Below are 17,735 nucleotides of genomic sequence, written 5' to 3' on the forward strand. Positions count from 1 at the left end.
AGGAGGCTCAGCGCCAGCCCCGCGGAAAGCGAAGCGCCTGGAACGGAAATCAACGGACTATTTTCCAAGCAGTCTCAAAAATAAAGAGGGTGCCCAAAAGTTTATACTTTTGGGACACCCTCTTTTCTTGTTTTCTCAAAATTTTTTTACAAGATCAGCAGCCCAGTGCCAATCGTGATCAATACAGCACCTGCCACGGTGGAGCGGGTCGGTTTTTCTTTTAAAATGATGAAGCTCAGGATCATTGTCAGGACGACACTGAATTTATCAATTGGATTGACGATACTCACCTTTCCGATTGCGAGTGCAGCGAAGTAACAAAGCCAGGAGAAGCCTGTAGCTGCACCTGATAGAATAAGAAAGATGTATGACTTCTTGGAGATGTTCTTCAATTCCTTCACAGTTCCCTGAAAAAATACAATTCCCCAGGCGAAAATGATGATTACGACAGTACGGATGAAGGTGGCCACATTGGAATCGACGTCTTCAATCCCGATTTTTGCGAGAATATTGGTCAACGCTGCGAAAACAGCAGACATGATGGCGAGGAAAAGATACGATTTCATGTTGAATACCTTTTTTCTCTCGGTATTTTTCTTTTCCTTTTTTCCAATCAATACGAAGGTACCTATCGAAATGATGATGCCCCCTGCCACAACAGGCATTGTAGCAGGTTCCCTGAGGATGATGAAAGAAAGCAGGATCGTCAGCACTACGCTTGATTTATCAATCGGGACAACCTTGGAAACATCACCAATCTGGATTGCTTTGAAAAATGCCAGCCAGGAAAGGCCAGTTGTCAATCCTGAGAGAATAAGGAAAATCAGTGATCTCGCAGATACTGTCATTATATTGTCCGTCTGCCCTGTAATCACCACCATTAAATAAGCCATGATAACGACCACCACAGTCCTGACAGCAGTGGCCAGGTTGGAATCGACATCCTCAATGCCAATCTTGGCGAGAATCGCTGTAAAAGAAGCAAAAAGTGCAGCAAGCAGAGCAAGAATAATACTCATTTTCTATCTCCGTTTCTATATTATTTAGTCTTAGTTTGAGACTCTGCTCGGAGAATATTCTTGTGCCTAAGCTGAACGACTTGATTTGTGCCTTATGTTTCAGAATGGTGAAAAAAAACCTCAGTTCACTTAATGAACTGAGGCTTCTTCTTATTTATCGTCATCCTTTTTTTCGTCTTCTACATAACTATCTCCTTCTTTATAAGGGATATCGCCAAGCTCCGATTCCATGCCGGTTTCGTCAAGCCTTTCCTCGTATTCCTCTTCGCTGTCGCTCTGAAATACTTGCCTGTCAGCGCCTTCGATATCTGTGGCGCTGAAGGATTCATAGTCTTCAGTGAACCCGCGCTCGGTTTCATTATCAATATAAAGCTTATTGTAGTCTTCGTGATCCCCGGTAAAATCGGAAGGTGTTTCGGAGGTCCCGAACTCAGCTACATCATCGAAGCTGTTCCTGTTGTCCGCCATCTCCTCGTTCTGTCTGCGGTCGAAATCTGCATCGTGGTTGTATTCCAATACATCTTCCTCTGCTGGACGGTCATTTGATACGCCCTGTTCCTGGGAGTGATCGACGCAGTATAAAGTGTATGGGATTGCTTCGAGTCGCTCGTATGGAATCTCTTTCCCGCACTCGGCACATTTTCCGTATGTGCCATCCTCGATCGCCTTCAGGGCGTTTTCGACTTTGCCCATCTGGTCCTCATGATGCTCGTCCATCGCAAGGGTCTTGGTCCGCTCGAATAGTTCTGTTCCACTGTCGGCGGGATGGTTATCGTATGAAGAAAGTTCTCCGGTTGCCTCCCGCTGGCTGCCTTCGAGGTAACCTTCCTCTTCATTTTGATCTATTTGTGATTGAAGTGTTTCTTTTTCATTAATAAGTGTGTCCTTCAAGTTATTGAGCTGGTCCTTTGTCAGCATGATTACACATCCTTCATATTGTATCGTGTCATACGTTCTAAATACCCGCTCATCATTTCAGGAAACATAGAAAAAGCTTCCGCCTAAGGCAGAAGCTTCTCGTTTAATTAGGCTTTTTTCTCAAACTTTGTTGCTTTTGGCTACAAAATGGGATTAAATGACCTATTTTTCTTCACAAAATTTAAGAGAAAAGAGCCTGCACACTTAATTCCGAACGACAAAATGGCATATTATCACGTTAAAATCGGCTTTAGGATTTTAACAACAATCTTTACGAAAACAGCCTAACATTAAATTAAGCTGATGAAAATACCGACGGATAAAAGCAGGCCAAAGATCGTGTTCGTCTTTGCTGTTGCAGCCATTGCCGGCATCATTTGCATGGGATTGGACTTTCCGATAAAACCTTTTGTTGCTTTGACTGCTTTTGGAATGCTTAGTGCGACAATCGCCAGCCAAGGAGAAACGACACCCGCAATGATCAGGCCGATTACCCATGTATATGACACGATGAACATGCCAGCAAGCAGGCGGATTGCCCCTTTTCTTCCAAGCAGGATAGCGAGTGTTTTTCGCCCAAAATCTTTGTCGCCGTCAAGGTCACGGATATTATTAGCAAGCAGGATGGCACCTACCAGCAAAAAGCTTGGGAATGATACGAGTACACTTGTAGGTGTGACCGTGCCAGTCTGGATATAAAACGAGATCAGAATGATCAGTACACCCATGAAAAATCCAGCGACAAGCTCACCGAAAGGAGTGTAGGCAATTGGCAGCGGACCGCCTGTGTAAAGGTAACCGGCAGCCAGGGAAACAACCCCGACAGCTGCGACCCACCAGCTTGTGCTCATACAGATATAAACACCGAGTAAAACGGATATTCCATATAGACTGAAAGCAAGGTTCAAGACCGTTTTAGGCTTGATGCCGTGACGGACAATCGCGCCGCCGATCCCAACGGAATTCTCATTATCCAGTCCGCGTTTAAAATCATAATATTCATTGAACATATTTGTTGCTGCCTGGATTAACAGGCTTGCAACGAGCATGGCTATAAACATGCCCCAATGGATGCCGCCGCTGTTTTCTATGGCTAAGGCAGTGCCGAGAAGGACAGGGGCAAATGCGGCAGTCAATGTATGAGGACGGGTTAATTGCCACCAGACTTTCCAGCTTTCTTTATCAACTGCTGGTGAAGAACTAGGCTGTAGCTGTGATTGCATATCTAATTCTCTCCCTTAATATCAATCTATCAAACCTAAATATTTTATCTAAAAGAACGAAAATTGTCAAAAAGACCTTTAACATCTAGGTTAAATTACCTTACAATTATAAGTGTAGATATTCACATATCCACTGTCAATTAGTATTTTCACGTCTAAGCAGGATGGTTTTACCAGATTATGCAAGTCTTTGGCGTGAAATATATAATAAGGATGATAATCGCTTTGGAAAGCCCGCCATGATTGACATCGTGATGTATGAGGTGTATCTTAAAATAAGCTTTTAAACGTTTGATAACAGATGAGAGGCTGTTATTGGGGGGATATTTTTGGTTGCCATTCAGGAAACGGAACTTAGACAGGGAATCCTTGATGGGATTGAGCGGGCCAAAGGACTATCTCAGTCGATTTTGGTAAGCGAAGTCCATAAAATAGATCGTATCGATCCTTTTCATTTTTTTGCTTACGGCCGGGAAAAGTACTTAGGAGAACGTTTTTTCTGGAAGGATCCTGAGGGAGAACAAATCCTTGCGGGGTTGGGAATTTGCGGGCAAATACAGTCGGATCAGGCAGCTGACCGCTTTTTTCATGTTGAAAAAGAGTGGAAGCGCTTCATGGATTCCGCGCTGGTATTTAATAAATACAATCTCAATGGAATAGGTCCAGCCTTGTTCGGCGGATTTTCGTTCGATCCGCTGAAAAAAGGAACTGCTTTATGGTCCAAGTTTTCAGAAGCACTGTTCCATATTCCGAAATACATGCTGACTATAATCAAGGGTGAGGCGTATTTCACTACCAACGTAATTTGCACCCAGCATGATGATCTAACCTTATTTGAAAAATTGTCCAGGGAGCGGGAAGAAGTGCTCTCGAGGGCAGTTGTGAAACCAGCACTTGGTCAGCTTCATCTCAAGGAAATTGTTGAAATCGAACCGGAAGCATGGAAGCAGACTGTAACAGATGTCGTAAACAGTTTTGAGAATAGCGAACTGAAAAAAGTTGTCCTCGCAAGGGAGCTGCGCCTTCATTTCGAAGATGAGGTCCAGGCAGAAAGAGTTCTGGCGAATCTGCTGGATCACCAAAAAGCAAGCTTTACATTCGCTTTTGAATCCAATGGGGATTGTTTTATTGGTGCATCACCCGAAAGGCTGGTCAAGAAGGATGGCGACAGCCTGTTTTCAGCATGTCTCGCAGGTTCGATCGCTAGAGGGAACACTCCTGAAGAAGATGAAAAGCTTGGCTGTGAACTTTTAACTGACCAGAAGAACTTGATTGAACACCAATATGTGGTCGATATGATCAAAGAAGCGATGGAGGAAACCTGTGATGAGGTAATCCTTCCAGAGCAGCCTGCTTTAATGAAGATGAAATACATCCAGCATCTGTATACCCCGGTCATCGGTAAAAACCGGGAAGGAACATCGATTCTTCACCTGGTGGACAGACTCCATCCGACTCCAGCACTTGGAGGATTGCCGAAACAGGCAGCCATCGAGAAAATCAGGGAAATCGAACAGCTGGACAGAGGGCTTTATGCTGCACCTGTTGGCTGGATGGATTATCAGGGGAACGGTGAATTTGCCGTAGCAATCCGTTCAGGACTGATTCAGGGAAAAGAGGCTTCCTTATTTGCGGGATGTGGAGTCGTGGCAGATTCAAATGCCGAAAGCGAATATAAAGAGACTAGCATCAAGTTCCGACCGATGCTTACAGCACTTGGAGGAAAGATAACATGAGTCACCAGGAAGGTTTAACAGCGTATATCGCTGCATTTGTTGCAGAGTTATCCAAAACAGGGGTGAGGGATGTTGTCATCAGCCCTGGTTCGAGATCAACGCCAATGGCACTGGTGATGGTAGAACACCCTGAACTGAGGACCCATATTCTTGTCGATGAGCGTTCTGCTTCATTTTTCGCCCTCGGGATTGCCAAAGCAACCCGAAAACCCGTCGCACTGCTTTGTACATCTGGGACGGCAGCGGCGAATTATTATCCTGCGGTCATAGAAGCTAGCATTTCAAGGGTTCCGCTGATCGTCCTCACAGCGGATCGTCCGCATGAACTCCGAGATGTCGGTGCACCACAGGCGATAGACCAAATCCATTTGTATGGAAAAAACGTCAAATGGTTTGTTGAGATGGCGCCGCCGCAAAAAACAGAGGATATGATCCGCTATGCACGTACTGTTTGCGGCAGAGCTGCTGCAACAGCATCAAGCTATCCGCAGGGACCTGTTCATTTGAACTTCCCGTTCAGGGAGCCATTGATTCCGAAGCTGGATGAAAATTTGTTCGAACTGCCTGAGCGTGTTGGTGGATATGTCGAAATCCAGACCGGACGTATAAGCTTATCAGATGAAATGTTCGAGAGAATTGCTGAAGACCTTGCGTCATTTAAAAACGGAATCATCGTCTGCGGGCAGATCGACAGCAGTGATTTTGCTGAACGCGTGATTGCGCTCGCTGACAGCCTGAAGTTCCCGATTATCGCTGATCCGCTGTCACAGCTGCGAAGCGGTGAACACGACGGACGTCATATTGTCGATACATATGATGCGTTTTTGCGTAACGAAGACGCGAAGGAAGCTTTAAAGCCCGATGTGATCATCCGTTTTGGTGCGATGCCTGTTTCAAAAGCGCTGACTATCTTTATAAAAGAGAATCGCAACGCCCGCCAGTTTGTGATCGATAGCGGTGCCGGCTGGCGCGAGCCGACGATGTCGGCAAGTGATATGTTTTATTGTGATGAAGCACTTTTTTGCGAGAAGATAAGCAGTGCAGTTGATCATGTTGATGAGTCTCCCTACTTGGATAAGTGGCTTGCGTTGAACGATACAGCCAAACAGCAGCTGATGGGCATTTCAAAGGTAGAAGAAATGAGTGAAGGCAAGCTGTTTCATCTGCTTGCTGAAATTCTTCCTGAAGGAGCGACTCTATTCGTTGGCAACAGTATGCCGATCCGCGACCTCGATTCATTTTTCCTGCTTAATGATAAGAATATCAAGGTTATGGCCAACAGGGGAGCGAATGGCATAGACGGGATTGTCTCTACAGCACTTGGGGTAGCGAGTGTATCGCAGCCATGTTACCTGGTGCTGGGGGATTTAACTTTATATCATGACCTGAATGGGCTATTGGCATCAAAATTGTATAATATCGATATTAATATTTTGCTGATCAATAATAATGGCGGAGGAATATTCTCCTTCCTCCCCCAGGCAAACGAGCCGAAGCATTTCGAGATGCTTTTCGGCACTCCGCTCGATCTTGACTTCAGCCATGTTGTCGCGATGTACAAGGGGAAATATGACCTGATTAAAGACTGGGCGCATTTTTCTGAGACCTTTACAGAAAACCAGCGCGCCGAAGGCTTGAAGGTCATGGAAATCCGGACGGCAAGGGATTCTAACATGATGGAACATCGAAATTTGTGGAAATCTGTTTCCCGGGAAATAACTGCAATGTTAAAAGGTGACGAATCATGAACACCATGATTAATGGAATCCAATATCATGTCGAGCAATACGGAAGCGGCTTTCCACTCGTATTGCTCCATGGTTTTACCGGAGCGGCTTCTACATGGGAGCCGTTTTGTCCTATATGGGGACAGCACTCAGACCTTGTTATGGTAGACCTCATTGGGCACGGTGAGACTGAATCGCCAGGCGATATGGAGCGATATGATATAAAGGGAGCAGCCAACGACATCAAGGTTCTTTTAGACCAGCTCGGTATTGAAAAAGCGGATTTGCTTGGATACTCAATGGGCGGACGGACAGCCATTACCTTTGCAAGTCTGTATCCTGAAAGAGTAAGGAAGCTCATTCTTGAGAGCACGACGCCAGGACTAAAAACATCTGAAGAGCGCGAAGCACGAATTCAGCAGGACCATAAACTGGCTGCCAGGATTGAAAGAGAAGGCGTGGAGAAATTTATTGATTTTTGGGAAACGATCCCGCTTTTTCATTCGCAGTTGAATCTCCCCGCAGAAGTAAGGGAACAAATAAGAAGTCAAAGGCTGAAGAACGACCCCGTTGGCCTGGCAAACAGCCTGCGGGGAATGGGAACCGGCGCTCAGCCTTCATGGTGGGATGAGCTTGTGAACTTTGATTTCGAGACCCTGTTGATTACAGGAGAGCTTGATAAAAAGTTTTGCAAAATAGCCGACGACATGGCCTTGAAGCTGCCAAATCCGACAAAATTGACGATAAATGGATGCGGGCATGCAATTCATGTGGAAGAACGAGAAAAATTTGGTACAATAGTAAGTGAGTTTTTGTCGAATACATAATAGGAGGTTATCTTAATGACAGTTGAATGGGTTTCAGAACGCAATTACGAAGATATTCTGTATGAAACATATAATGGCATTGCGAGAATCACCATTAACCGCCCGGAAGTGCGCAACGCTTTCCGTCCGAAAACGGTTATGGAAATGATCGATGCATTTTCTTATGCTCGAGATGATTCAAGCGTTGGTGTTATCGTCCTTACTGGAGCTGGAGACGATGCATTCTGCTCCGGCGGTGACCAAAAAGTCCGCGGACACGGCGGATATGTTGGTGAAGACGAGATTCCACGTTTGAACGTCCTTGACCTTCAGCGCTTGATCCGTGTAATTCCTAAGCCAGTTATCGCTCAGGTAAAGGGTTATGCAATCGGCGGCGGCCATGTGCTTCATGTCGTATGTGACCTGACAATTGCGGCTGATAACGCTATATTCGGTCAGACAGGTCCTAAAGTAGGAAGCTTTGATGCCGGTTACGGTTCAGGCTACCTTGCAAGAATCGTCGGCCACAAAAAGGCACGTGAAATCTGGTACCTGTGCCGTCAGTACAATGCCCAGGAAGCGCTGGACATGGGTCTTGTCAACACAGTTGTACCTCTTGACCAAGTTGAAGAGGAAACTCTCAAGTGGTGTGAAGAAATGCTTGAGAAGAGCCCGACTGCTCTTCGCTTCCTGAAAGCGGCAATGAACGCTGATACTGATGGGCTTGCTGGACTACAGCAGATGGCAGGAGATGCAACATTGCTTTACTACACAACAGATGAAGCAAAAGAAGGCCGCGACGCATTCAAGGAAAAGCGCAAGCCAGACTTCGGCCAGTTTCCAAGATTCCCTTGATTTTATAATTATGACACAGCTTGATGGACCTCCATCAAGCTGTTTTAGTATGTAGAGAAAGGGTGACATCAATGTCAGAAACGATACCGAATTGGCTGAAAAAGCGGGCCGATCTCTCTCCAGACCGGGAAGCGCTGATATTTGAAGAACATACCTATACGTTTAAGCAAGTTTTTGAAAAAGCAAAAACGTATGCGGGAAAACTTGGCGCACTGGGGATTCAAAAAGGTGCGGCGGCTGCCGTGCTGTTTTCCAATCAGGCTGAATCTGCCTTTATTTTATACGCTTTGCAAATGGCGGGAGTCAGAGCGGTTATTTTGAACAATCGCCTGACATCAGAAGAACTGTCATGGCAGCTGGATGACAGTCAAGCGGTCGTACTTCTATATGAAACTCGCTTCATTGATAAAGTGTCAGGAATTCATTCTGATACAAAGAAGGTCAGCATCAATGATTTAAAAGAACTCGAGGGAATAAATCCACTTATTCTTGAAGAATACGATATGGATGAAGTCACTTCGATCATGTATACATCAGGCACGACCGGCAATCCGAAAGGGGTCATGCAAACATATGGAAACCACTGGTGGAGCGCGAATGCTTCAGCGCTCAATCTTGGTTTGCATGTTCAGGATAAATGGCTTTGCACTGTGCCTATTTTCCATATTAGCGGCTACTCTATTTTAATGAGGGGACAAATATATGGAATGCCGATTGTCTTACATTCTTCTTTCGAGGAGAAAAAGGCAATCGAAGATATCAGTCGATATCAGATCACCATTATGTCGGTCGTCAGCACGATGCTAAGGCGGATCATTGACGAATTGGGCTCTGACAGACTGCCGGGATCATTCCGATGCATGCTGTTGGGGGGCGGGCCTGCTCCTTTACCATTACTTCAATCCTGTCTGGAAAAAGATATCCCGGTATTCCAAACCTATGGGATGACAGAAACTTCTTCACAGTTTGCGACATTATCACCGGAATACAGCATTGAGCGCCTTGGTTCTGCCGGTATAGCGCTATTTTCCAACCAGATACGGATTGTGGATGCAGATGGCCTGGATGTTCCGCCTGGTGCAGAGGGTGAAATTGTTGTAAAAGGGCCGAACGTGACAGTCGGGTACTTGAACCGCCCTGATGAAACGGCAGATAAAATCCGTGAGAGATGGCTTCATACCGGTGATATTGGCTATGTGGACGGAGATGGATTCCTATATGTTCTTGACCGCCGTTCCGATTTAATTATTTCCGGCGGGGAAAATGTCTATCCTGCTGAAATTGAAGGCGTCCTGCTTTCGCATCCAGGCGTGGCTGATGCCGGAGTGATTGGAATGCCTGATGAGCAATGGGGACAGGTGCCTGTCGCTTTTATTGTGAAAAATGATTTGGGCGTGTCAGAAGAAGAGTTGCTCAAGCTATGTGAACAAAAACTTGCAAAATACAAGCTTCCTAAAAAGTTCTACTTTGTTGACAGCCTGCCGCGTAATGCCGCAAAGAAATTATTAAGGCGCAAACTGCGCGAGTGGCTGGATGTGGAGCGTGATGAAAATGGCGATTAAGTCGGTACATTTATCGGTCATTAAAATGCCATTGAAGCAGCCTTTCATGACTCATTTAGGTTCCGTGACCGACAGGGAAGCGATCATAGTAGAAGTGGAAGATCGTAATGGCATCACTGGATATGGCGAAGGGGTAGCATTTTCATCACCCTGGTATACGGAGGAAACGGTGCAAACCTCATATCATGTGCTTAAAGATTTTTTGATCCCTCTTTTGAAAAAAAAGGGGATCAGCCATCCTGAAGAAGCTTTCGGGTTGTTCAGTTCCGTGCGCAGGAATCATATGGCAAAGGCCGCCCTTGAAACAGCACTCTGGGATCTGCAGGCAAAGAAAGAAAACATTCCGCTATCGAAGCTTATTGGCGGATCGATGTCAGAGATACCTGCAGGTGTGGTTGTAGGCAACCCAAACTTGTCTGAAGTCCTGAAACAAACCGAAAGCTATCTGGAGAAAGGCTTCAAGCGTTTGAAAGTTAAAATCAGCCCCGAAACTGATTACGAGCTGATTTCCGGCATTCGTCAGCGGTTTCCTGATTTGCCATTGATGGCAGATGCAAACTCGGCATATTCGCTAAAGGATGCGGACCGGTTAAAATTGTTAGATGAATTCGGCCTGCTGATGATCGAACAGCCTCTGGGTTTTGATGACATTGTTGATCATGCCAAACTTCAGAACCAGATCAAGACACCCATCTGCCTGGATGAAAGCATCGTCACTTTCGATGACGCCAGGAAAGCAGTCGAACTCGGCAGCTGCGGGGTCATTAATATAAAAATCGGCCGTGTCGGCGGCATTGGCGAAGCAAAAAGAATTCATGACTACTGCCGCTCAAAAGACATTCCTGTCTGGGCCGGCGGCATGATAGAATTCGGCATTTCAAGAGCACATAATATTGCGCTCGCTTCACTGCCGGGATTCACAATACCAGGGGATATTTCCGGTTCGGACCGCTATTGGGAAGAAGATATCATAGAGCCGGAAATCAAAGTGGAAAACGGGATGATCAAGGTGCCTGAGAACCCTGGCATCGGTTTTGAACTGAACAGGAAACGAATGAAGGAAGTTACTGTTTTTGAAGAACGGTTTGAGTTCTAGAAAATATGGAGAGCACTGCTTTGGCAGTGCTTTATTTTTTTGTCAGGTCAAATTGGAAAAAGTAAGTGTTTTTTTCCAATTCGCTATAAAAAGGAAAAGTCGCTATAAAAACGAAAAACTCGCTATATAAATGAAATTTTCGCTATATAAATTAAAATCTCGCTATAAAAAATTATCGTAAGTCCTTTTTTCGTACAGTTTAATGGTCTTATTCAGCCATATTTGGTGATTGATTCATTTTTCTCATGAATTACGTTAGGAATGAAGCAAATCCCAATGAAAAAGCTGATTCAAAAGAACTATTTTACGATAGTGTGATTTGAATCACTTAGTCTGCTGAAATAATTTATTATAATCACTATGGGAATGAGGTAAAACACCTCAACGAGAAGATATTGACATAGGGGAGTGTTTGAAATGCTAGATCAGAAAACGATTGAGATCATCAAATCAACAGTACCAGTACTTGAAGTGCACGGAGAACAAATCACGACAGTATTCTATAAAACTATGTTCGAAAACCATCCAGAATTATTGAACATTTTTAACCATGCAAACCAGAAGCAGGGCAGACAGCAAAGAGCGCTGGCTGGAACAGTCTATGCTGCTGCAAAATACATCGATAATCTTGAAGCGATCCTTCCGGTTGTAAACCAGATTGCGCATAAGCACCGCAGCCTTGGCATCCTGCCTGAGCATTATCCAATCGTCGGAAAGCACTTGCTGATTGCGATCAAGGAAGTTCTTGGAGATGCGGCTACAGATGAAATCATCAATGCGTGGGCCGTAGCATATGGCGTAATCGCGGACGCATTCATCTCTGTGGAGGCGGAAATGTATGATGAAGCTGCGAACCAAAGAGGCGGCTGGAAGGACTTCCGTCCATTTATTGTTGCGAAAAGAGTCGAGGAAAGTGATGTCATCACTTCTTTCTACTTGAAGCCGGTCGATGGGAAGGCAATCGCTGCATTTAAGCCAGGGCAGTATATCAGCATCAAGCTAGAAATCGAAGGCGAAGAGTTCACACATATCCGCCAGTACAGCCTATCAGATGCTCCTGGAAAAGATTATTACCGTATCAGCGTGAAAAAAGAAGCTGGCATGGAAACTCCGGATGGCAAAGTATCGAACTACCTGCACAACAGCGTAGAAGAAGGCGAAGTTCTGCAAATTAGTGCACCAGCAGGCGACTTCTTCCTTGATACAGAAAAAGATACTCCAGTCGTACTGCTAAGCGGCGGTGTTGGCCTGACTCCGATGGTCAGCATGCTGAACACCGTAGCAGAACTGCAGCCGGAAAAAGAAGTGACTTTCATCCATGCAGCCCAGAATGGAAAAGTGCATGCCCTTAAAGAGGAAGTCGCAGCAACCGCAGCCAAAGCAAAGGTCAATTCAGTAGTATTCTACGACCAGCCAACAGAAGAAGACCGCCAGAACAACAGCTTTGATGTTGAAGGGTATATTACAAAAGAATGGCTAAAAGAAAATGTGAACCTTGAACAATCAGACTTCTATTTCTGCGGCCCAGTACCATTCATGAAAGCAGTCAACTCTGCATTAAAAGATCTTGGCGTTACAGAAGACAGAATTCACTTCGAATTCTTCGGGCCAATGGCAAGCTTAGAGGCTTAACTGGCTATATAAAAATATTCAAAATAAAAAAACAACGCTTGGAGATGTTAACGTACCAAGCGTTGTTTTTTTATAAGCTTTATCTCTCAGCTTCAAAGTTAAATAAATTGGCAAGTCGTATTAACTCCTCTGAATCACCCTGCTTTTTATCCAACAACCCATCATTAGTCATATAGTATACATAATTTTTGGTTACGATATATAACGCAGTTGAGCCATACTCTGTTGTCGGTTCATGTAGAAATGCCCGTTGACCTGAAACGTTTATTTTAGTGACTTTTGTTCCGTATAGGGGATGTTCGGGAAAGAAATGCCTACTCATTTCTTCAACTGACCCAGTTTCATTCTTTGAATAATGTACTGAAATAAACCTTCCTTCTGAAGTCGGGTATAAGGCCTGTGTATATATTTGTTCTTTACTCCCTATTTTTCCAACAGATACTCCAAGAAGTGGTTCTCCTGAGATTGTATTGATCTCCTTGTAGGCATCCATTGGATATACGACATATTCCATCCCTTTTTCGGTTAAAACCGGTCTCTCTTTCCCGTCGATCACTTCCATTGTATACAGCTTTTCTTTATTTGATAGCATTCCTGAGACAAATGAATCTTCATTCCCCAATTGAATAATGAGCAAAAAAAGAAGAGAAAAAGTGATACTTATGGTTGATACGTAACCAGAAATTTTAAAAATTCGAGATTTAACCTTTTCTTTATAAATTTGTTTCTCCAGTTTTCTCCTGACTAAATTGGCTTGATCCTGACTCCATTCTAAATCATATTCTACTTTCTGAAGAGCACGATTAAAAGTGTTCAATTCACTTTGTATGTTCATTTAACCACGACTCCTTTATCAATCTTTTTTCCAAAGCTAACATCCCGCGATGCAAGGTAGATTTTACTTTACTTTCCGAACAATTCAATATTTCCGCTGTTTCAGTAATTGAAAAACCCTTTATTTTTCTAAGAATGATTACTTCTCGATGCGATTGTTTAAGTGCACTTAATGCTTCGTATATCTCCTTAGAACTTTCTTTAAGCTGTACTACATTCTCTGGCAATAGTTTTATGTCAACTTGAGGTTGAAACAACTCTTTGAAAAAACGAATTGGTTTTTGCTTTCTTAAGTAATCAACAGTTGTGTTATGAGCAATACTGAATAACCACGTCTTTTCACTAGAATCACGATTGAAATTATGATAATACTTATATGCCTTAAAAAAAGTTTCCTGGGTTAAATCCTCAGCCTGCTGATAGTCTTTGGTGAGCATGAAAATAAACTTGAAAATTGTTTGATGATAAAGAACGTACCATTCATTTATATCTTCATCCCTGTAGTCAGCCATATCAATTCTCTCCCTGTTAATGAACTCAATACTTAGACGTGTGTGATTATAAAAGGTTTTGGTATATTTAAAATCTTTTTTTACATCGGAATAAAATGGCAATTTTATTGACTTCCTGGAAATTTCTGAATAAAATCAGATTAATAAATTTTAAAAAGCAATGAAGAGAAAAAGTAGGGTGCCCCTGTTTTTTACCAGAGAGCTTCGGAAGCTGAAAAGAAGCAAAAACAGACACTTGAAAAATGGTCTCTGAGCCCCGTCCTGAACATGCTGCTGGCATTAGTAGGTAACGGCGAGAGTTGGCACTCGTTATCAATGTCACAGTATAAGAGCAGGCATTCCATGCTCCGTACTTGGTGAGGCAAATAGTGTAAGCTATTTGCGAAATAAGGTGGTATCACGGGGAATCCAAACCTCGTCCTTAACTTTTACGGTTAAGGGCGGGGTTTTTTTATTTTTCTAAGGAGGTCATATTAAATGAGCATTTTTATTGGAGGAGCATGGGCTTATGCTAATGGATCCTTGCATCTCGGGCATATTTCCAGTCTGTTGCCGGGGGATATTTTAGCAAGGTATTACCGGTTAAAAGGAGAAAAAGTTCTATATGTTTCTGGCAGCGACTGCAATGGTACACCTATTACGATCAGAGCTAAGCAGGAGGGAGTTACGGCAAAAGAGATAACGGATTACTATCATAACGAATTCGTTGATTGTTTTTCTCATCTGGGGTTCTCTTATGACCTGTATACGAGGACTGATACAGAACATCATCATCAAATGGTTCAAGCCATCTTTTTGGAGCTGTTGGAGAAAGGATTCATTTACAAGAAAGAAATTGATCAATTATATTGCGAGCATGATAAACAGTTTTTGCCTGACCGATATGTAGAGGGTCTATGCCCAATCTGCGGAGCGACTGCAAGGGGTGATCAATGCGACGCCTGTTCAAGTGTATTGGAACCGCTGGATTTGCTGGATAGACGATGCAAAATCTGCGGTCAGCCTCCAACGGTGAGAAAAACGGAACACTTTTATTTTGCCTTAAGCGCCTTTCAAAAGACTCTGGAACACTATGTTGGTGAAGCAGAAAGCAATGGGGACTGGCGTGATAATGCCGTCTCTCTGACCAGGAGGTATCTGAAAGAGGGTCTTCAGGATCGGGCGGTATCTCGTGATTTAGACCATGGGGTAAGTGTGCCGGTAAAGGGTTATGAGCAAAAGAAAATCTATGTGTGGATCGAGGCTGTTTCTGGTTACTATACCGCCAGTAAATTATGGGAAAAAGAAACAAATGGGGATGACCAGAATTTTTGGAGTTCTGGGACTGAATCCTATTATGTACACGGAAAAGACAATATCCCTTTCCATTCCATCATTTGGCCTGCTATCCTAGCCGGGTTAGGAAAAGATCCTTTGCCAACTCACATTGTTTCGAATGAATATCTCACATTGGAAAAAAGAAAATTGTCGACAAGCAGAAATTGGGCTGTCTGGGTCCCTGATATTTTAGAGAGGTATGATCCTGATTCTATCCGATATTTTCTGACGATCAACGCCCCCGAAAATCGGGATGCGGATTTCTCATGGAAGGAATTTATCTATAGTCATAATAGTGAATTGCTTGGTGCATATGGAAACCTTGTGAACCGGAGCTTGAAGTTCATCCAAAAATCATTTGATGGCGTCATTCCGGAAAAAAGAATTAGCAAAGAAATAGTGGATCGAGTTGCCAGACTATATGAAGACACAGGCCGAAGTATTGAGGAGACAAGGTTTAAACAGGCATTGGAAACAGTATTTGATTTGGTCAGATATTCGAATAAATACTTTGACCAGCAGCAGCCCTGGAGACAGGTCCATGAAAATGTAGAAGAATGCAAACAGACTCTGGCAGACTGTGTCTACATCCTAGGGAATCTGGCCAATATCCTGACACCTTTCCTGCCATTTTCTAGTGAAAAGGTAAAACACATGCTGTCTCTTACAGAAGAAAACTGGAAACCGCAGACAATCACAGCTCGTAGTGTAACTGCTGTAGAGCCACTATTTGAACGGATCGATCCAGAAAGGATTCATATAGAATTAGAAAGTCTGGGCAGAGGACAAAGGGTTTGATTGTTTTTTTAAAACGGCAGCAGGGGGTTGTGAAGTTAGAGGGAGGTGTCTAAATAAAAATAGTGTTGGATTCCGCTTGCGGTAAGGATTCCACGCTTGCATTATATAAATTAGATAAACCGGATTATGAGTTTGATTCATTGTCCTTACTAAAGGCTTGAATAGGACCGGGAGCAACCCGATCCTGGATTGATTAACTTAACGCTTCAAACGTCTTGCAGTCGGTTTCCCGGCTATTGTCGGCTGTCTCGCCGGAATGGCTGACTACATAGATTTTATCGGCATTGCAAAGGTTGCCATGCTCCCAATATTGACAGTTATTGACTTCGCACAATACATCTTTTGCCATCGGTGTACCACTCCTTTTTTGATTGATACACCTTTAGCTTGCAGCGTGAGGGTATAACTCATTCAAGCTAATATTAGGTAAAAAGGATCAGGTTTGTTCCCTGGTCTTTTTTTGACGCAAATATCTTTTATCCTGCATGAACAGGCTCCAAAAATAGATGAATCCGGGAACAGAAGGAGTCACTTTATAGGAAAATATGTAGGTGGAATCCTATAAAAAAAACCTCCCAAATAGGGAGGCATACACATTTATTCATTCAGTGCTTTTCCTAGAGTGGAAAGATTCTTTTCCATCAAGGAGAAGTATGTTTCTTTGTTTTTTATGTCTTCATCTGTCAAAACAGAAAGGTTGTGGAGTGAAAGTGGCTTACCGTTAATTTCTTCCTGGACCATTTTTGCCAGTTTGGAGTTGAAATTCTGTTCGTTCAAAACATATTTTATTTTTTCATCCCTTGCATGTGATATGAGTTTTTGAAGTTCTTTTTGGGTTGGCTCATTAGTCGTCGACAGGCCGGAAATACTGATTTGCTCAAGGCCGTATCGCTTTTCCCAATAGCTGTAGGCAGCATGGGCTACGATGATTTCCTTGCGCTTTGCAGTCCCGATTACCTCTGTAAATTCCTTGTCCAGACCCTTTAATTGGGCAGCAAGGTCAGAATAATTTTTCTCAAAAGCATCTTTCTGTTCAGGCATTTGTTCAACTAACTGGTCTTTGATAGTAAGAGCAAGTTCGTTTGCATAGATTGGATCGAGCCAAACATGCGGGTCAATGTCTCCGTGTGCATGGCCGTCACCATCTGCATGTTCATCTTCGCCGTGATCTTCCTGCTCTCCAGAGCCTTCTTCACCAATGTGCAGCGAATCTCCGACGGGGACCATTTTAACATCCTCATTCTTCAAAGTTTTCCCGGCTTTATCAACGAATCCTTCAAGACCGAGGCCGATATAGAAAAATAAATCTGCGTCAGCCAGTGCCATCATATCTTTTTGAGAAGGTTCAAATGTATGTTCATCTGCTCCCGGCGGATAGATTGTTTTTACATCAACAAATTCACCGCCGATTTGCTGTGTGAAATACTGAAGCGGATAGACGGTTGTGTAAACCTGCAAAAGGTTTTCATCCTTTTCCTTATTAGCAGTTTCCCCTTGCCCGCATCCGCTCAGTAAAGCTGAAATTGTAAAAAATAAAGATAGTATTAAAGCGTATTTTTTCATATTGGCCTCCCTGGTTTAAAACGTATTCATTACGATTTATAAAGTATACTGGTAAAATTCATTTTAGTTTTCTAGTCAGCTGTAAAAAATATTAATTCGTAATCGTTACGATTTACCTTCTGTATCATACAAAAGGA

15 protein-coding genes and 1 other annotated feature are annotated in these 17,735 nt (G+C 43.5%); of the genes, 8 read left to right on the forward strand and 7 right to left on the reverse strand.

The window, feature by feature from the left end:
• Window positions 1–146 precede the first annotated feature (146 nt).
• The 3 genes from M3593_RS20770 to M3593_RS20780 form a co-directional block, all read right to left on the reverse strand.
• The gene (locus M3593_RS20770; RefSeq protein ID WP_251544784.1) at window positions 147–1,019 is read right to left on the reverse strand and encodes an EamA family transporter; all 873 of its coding nucleotides are present in this window, start codon (window positions 1,017–1,019) and stop codon (window positions 147–149) included.
• Window positions 1,020–1,169: 150 nt separating this feature from the next.
• On the reverse strand, window positions 1,170–1,937 hold the full coding sequence (locus tag M3593_RS20775; protein WP_251544783.1) for a TraR/DksA C4-type zinc finger protein: 768 nt from the start codon (window positions 1,935–1,937) through the stop codon (window positions 1,170–1,172).
• A gap of 290 nt (window positions 1,938–2,227) precedes the next feature.
• A complete protein-coding gene (locus M3593_RS20780) occupies window positions 2,228–3,160 on the reverse strand; it encodes a 1,4-dihydroxy-2-naphthoate polyprenyltransferase (protein WP_144476992.1) in 933 nt (310 codons plus the stop codon).
• A gap of 329 nt (window positions 3,161–3,489) precedes the next feature.
• Here M3593_RS20780 and M3593_RS20785 point away from each other — a divergent pair, with 329 nt between their 5' ends.
• The 7 genes from M3593_RS20785 to hmpA all read left to right on the forward strand — a co-directional run bounded on the left by M3593_RS20785 (window position 3,490) and on the right by hmpA (window position 12,574).
• Entirely contained in the window at window positions 3,490–4,896 is a 1,407-nt protein-coding gene (locus M3593_RS20785; protein WP_251544782.1) for an isochorismate synthase, read from the forward strand.
• A complete protein-coding gene (menD, locus tag M3593_RS20790; RefSeq protein WP_251544781.1) occupies window positions 4,893–6,644 on the forward strand; it encodes a 2-succinyl-5-enolpyruvyl-6-hydroxy-3-cyclohexene-1-carboxylic-acid synthase in 1,752 nt (583 codons plus the stop codon). Before M3593_RS20785 ends, menD begins: the two co-directional genes overlap by 4 nt.
• Window positions 6,641–7,450 (forward strand): 2-succinyl-6-hydroxy-2,4-cyclohexadiene-1-carboxylate synthase, encoded by an 810-nt coding sequence (menH, locus tag M3593_RS20795; protein WP_251544780.1) that lies wholly within the window; start codon window positions 6,641–6,643, stop codon window positions 7,448–7,450. Before menD ends, menH begins: the two co-directional genes overlap by 4 nt.
• A gap of 15 nt (window positions 7,451–7,465) precedes the next feature.
• On the forward strand, window positions 7,466–8,284 hold the full coding sequence (gene menB, locus M3593_RS20800; RefSeq protein WP_144477006.1) for a 1,4-dihydroxy-2-naphthoyl-CoA synthase: 819 nt from the start codon (window positions 7,466–7,468) through the stop codon (window positions 8,282–8,284).
• A gap of 71 nt (window positions 8,285–8,355) precedes the next feature.
• A complete protein-coding gene (locus tag M3593_RS20805; RefSeq protein ID WP_251544779.1) occupies window positions 8,356–9,846 on the forward strand; it encodes an o-succinylbenzoate--CoA ligase in 1,491 nt (496 codons plus the stop codon).
• Window positions 9,836–10,942: an o-succinylbenzoate synthase gene (gene menC / locus M3593_RS20810; protein ID WP_251544778.1), complete on the forward strand. Its 1,107-nt coding sequence runs from the start codon at window positions 9,836–9,838 to the stop codon at window positions 10,940–10,942. Before M3593_RS20805 ends, menC begins: the two co-directional genes overlap by 11 nt.
• 417 nt (window positions 10,943–11,359) lie before the next feature.
• A complete protein-coding gene (gene hmpA, locus M3593_RS20815; protein ID WP_251544777.1) occupies window positions 11,360–12,574 on the forward strand; it encodes an NO-inducible flavohemoprotein in 1,215 nt (404 codons plus the stop codon).
• A 79-nt stretch (window positions 12,575–12,653) separates the two neighbouring features.
• On the opposite strand, the gene M3593_RS20820 is transcribed toward hmpA, so the two are convergent.
• Window positions 12,654–13,409, reverse strand: coding sequence for a hypothetical protein (locus tag M3593_RS20820; protein WP_251544776.1), 756 nt, complete (start codon window positions 13,407–13,409; stop codon window positions 12,654–12,656).
• The gene (locus tag M3593_RS20825; RefSeq protein ID WP_251544775.1) at window positions 13,393–13,920 is read right to left on the reverse strand and encodes an RNA polymerase sigma factor; all 528 of its coding nucleotides are present in this window, start codon (window positions 13,918–13,920) and stop codon (window positions 13,393–13,395) included. Before M3593_RS20825 ends, M3593_RS20820 begins: the two co-directional genes overlap by 17 nt.
• A 151-nt stretch (window positions 13,921–14,071) precedes the next feature.
• Window positions 14,072–14,346, forward strand: a binding site (T-box leader).
• Between the two features lie 51 nt (window positions 14,347–14,397).
• Between M3593_RS20825 and metG the strand changes: the two genes are divergently transcribed.
• Complete coding sequence (gene metG, locus M3593_RS20830; protein ID WP_251544774.1) at window positions 14,398–16,035, forward strand: methionine--tRNA ligase; 1,638 nt, start codon at window positions 14,398–14,400, stop codon at window positions 16,033–16,035.
• A 193-nt stretch (window positions 16,036–16,228) separates the two neighbouring features.
• On the opposite strand, the gene M3593_RS20835 is transcribed toward metG, so the two are convergent.
• Complete coding sequence (locus tag M3593_RS20835) at window positions 16,229–16,384, reverse strand: DUF1540 domain-containing protein (RefSeq protein ID WP_079510168.1); 156 nt, start codon at window positions 16,382–16,384, stop codon at window positions 16,229–16,231.
• Window positions 16,385–16,632: 248 nt separating this feature from the next.
• Window positions 16,633–17,598, reverse strand: coding sequence for a metal ABC transporter solute-binding protein, Zn/Mn family (locus M3593_RS20840; protein WP_251544773.1), 966 nt, complete (start codon window positions 17,596–17,598; stop codon window positions 16,633–16,635).
• Window positions 17,599–17,735: the final 137 nt, after the last annotated feature.

This window comes from Mesobacillus sp. MER 48 (assembly GCF_023714225.1).
Lineage (GTDB): Bacteria > Bacillota > Bacilli > Bacillales > Cytobacillaceae > Mesobacillus > Mesobacillus oceanisediminis_A.

Bases quoted from the DNA above. Each gene is read 5' to 3' on its own strand.
- M3593_RS20770 (WP_251544784.1), bottom strand. From the start codon at position 1,019: ATGAGTATTATTCTTGCTCTGCTTGCTGCACTTTTTGCTTCTTTTACA.
- menB (WP_144477006.1), top strand. From the start codon at position 7,466: ATGACAGTTGAATGGGTTTCAGAACGCAATTACGAAGATATTCTGTAT.
- M3593_RS20820 (WP_251544776.1), bottom strand. From the start codon at position 13,409: ATGAACATACAAAGTGAATTGAACACTTTTAATCGTGCTCTTCAGAAA.
- menC (WP_251544778.1), top strand. From the start codon at position 9,836: ATGGCGATTAAGTCGGTACATTTATCGGTCATTAAAATGCCATTGAAG.
- menH (WP_251544780.1), top strand. From the start codon at position 6,641: ATGAACACCATGATTAATGGAATCCAATATCATGTCGAGCAATACGGA.
- M3593_RS20775 (WP_251544783.1), bottom strand. From the start codon at position 1,937: ATGCTGACAAAGGACCAGCTCAATAACTTGAAGGACACACTTATTAAT.
- M3593_RS20780 (WP_144476992.1), bottom strand. From the start codon at position 3,160: ATGCAATCACAGCTACAGCCTAGTTCTTCACCAGCAGTTGATAAAGAA.
- menD (WP_251544781.1), top strand. From the start codon at position 4,893: ATGAGTCACCAGGAAGGTTTAACAGCGTATATCGCTGCATTTGTTGCA.
- metG (WP_251544774.1), top strand. From the start codon at position 14,398: ATGAGCATTTTTATTGGAGGAGCATGGGCTTATGCTAATGGATCCTTG.
- M3593_RS20840 (WP_251544773.1), bottom strand. From the start codon at position 17,598: ATGAAAAAATACGCTTTAATACTATCTTTATTTTTTACAATTTCAGCT.
- M3593_RS20825 (WP_251544775.1), bottom strand. From the start codon at position 13,920: ATGGCTGACTACAGGGATGAAGATATAAATGAATGGTACGTTCTTTAT.
- M3593_RS20835 (WP_079510168.1), bottom strand. From the start codon at position 16,384: ATGGCAAAAGATGTATTGTGCGAAGTCAATAACTGTCAATATTGGGAG.
- M3593_RS20805 (WP_251544779.1), top strand. From the start codon at position 8,356: ATGTCAGAAACGATACCGAATTGGCTGAAAAAGCGGGCCGATCTCTCT.
- hmpA (WP_251544777.1), top strand. From the start codon at position 11,360: ATGCTAGATCAGAAAACGATTGAGATCATCAAATCAACAGTACCAGTA.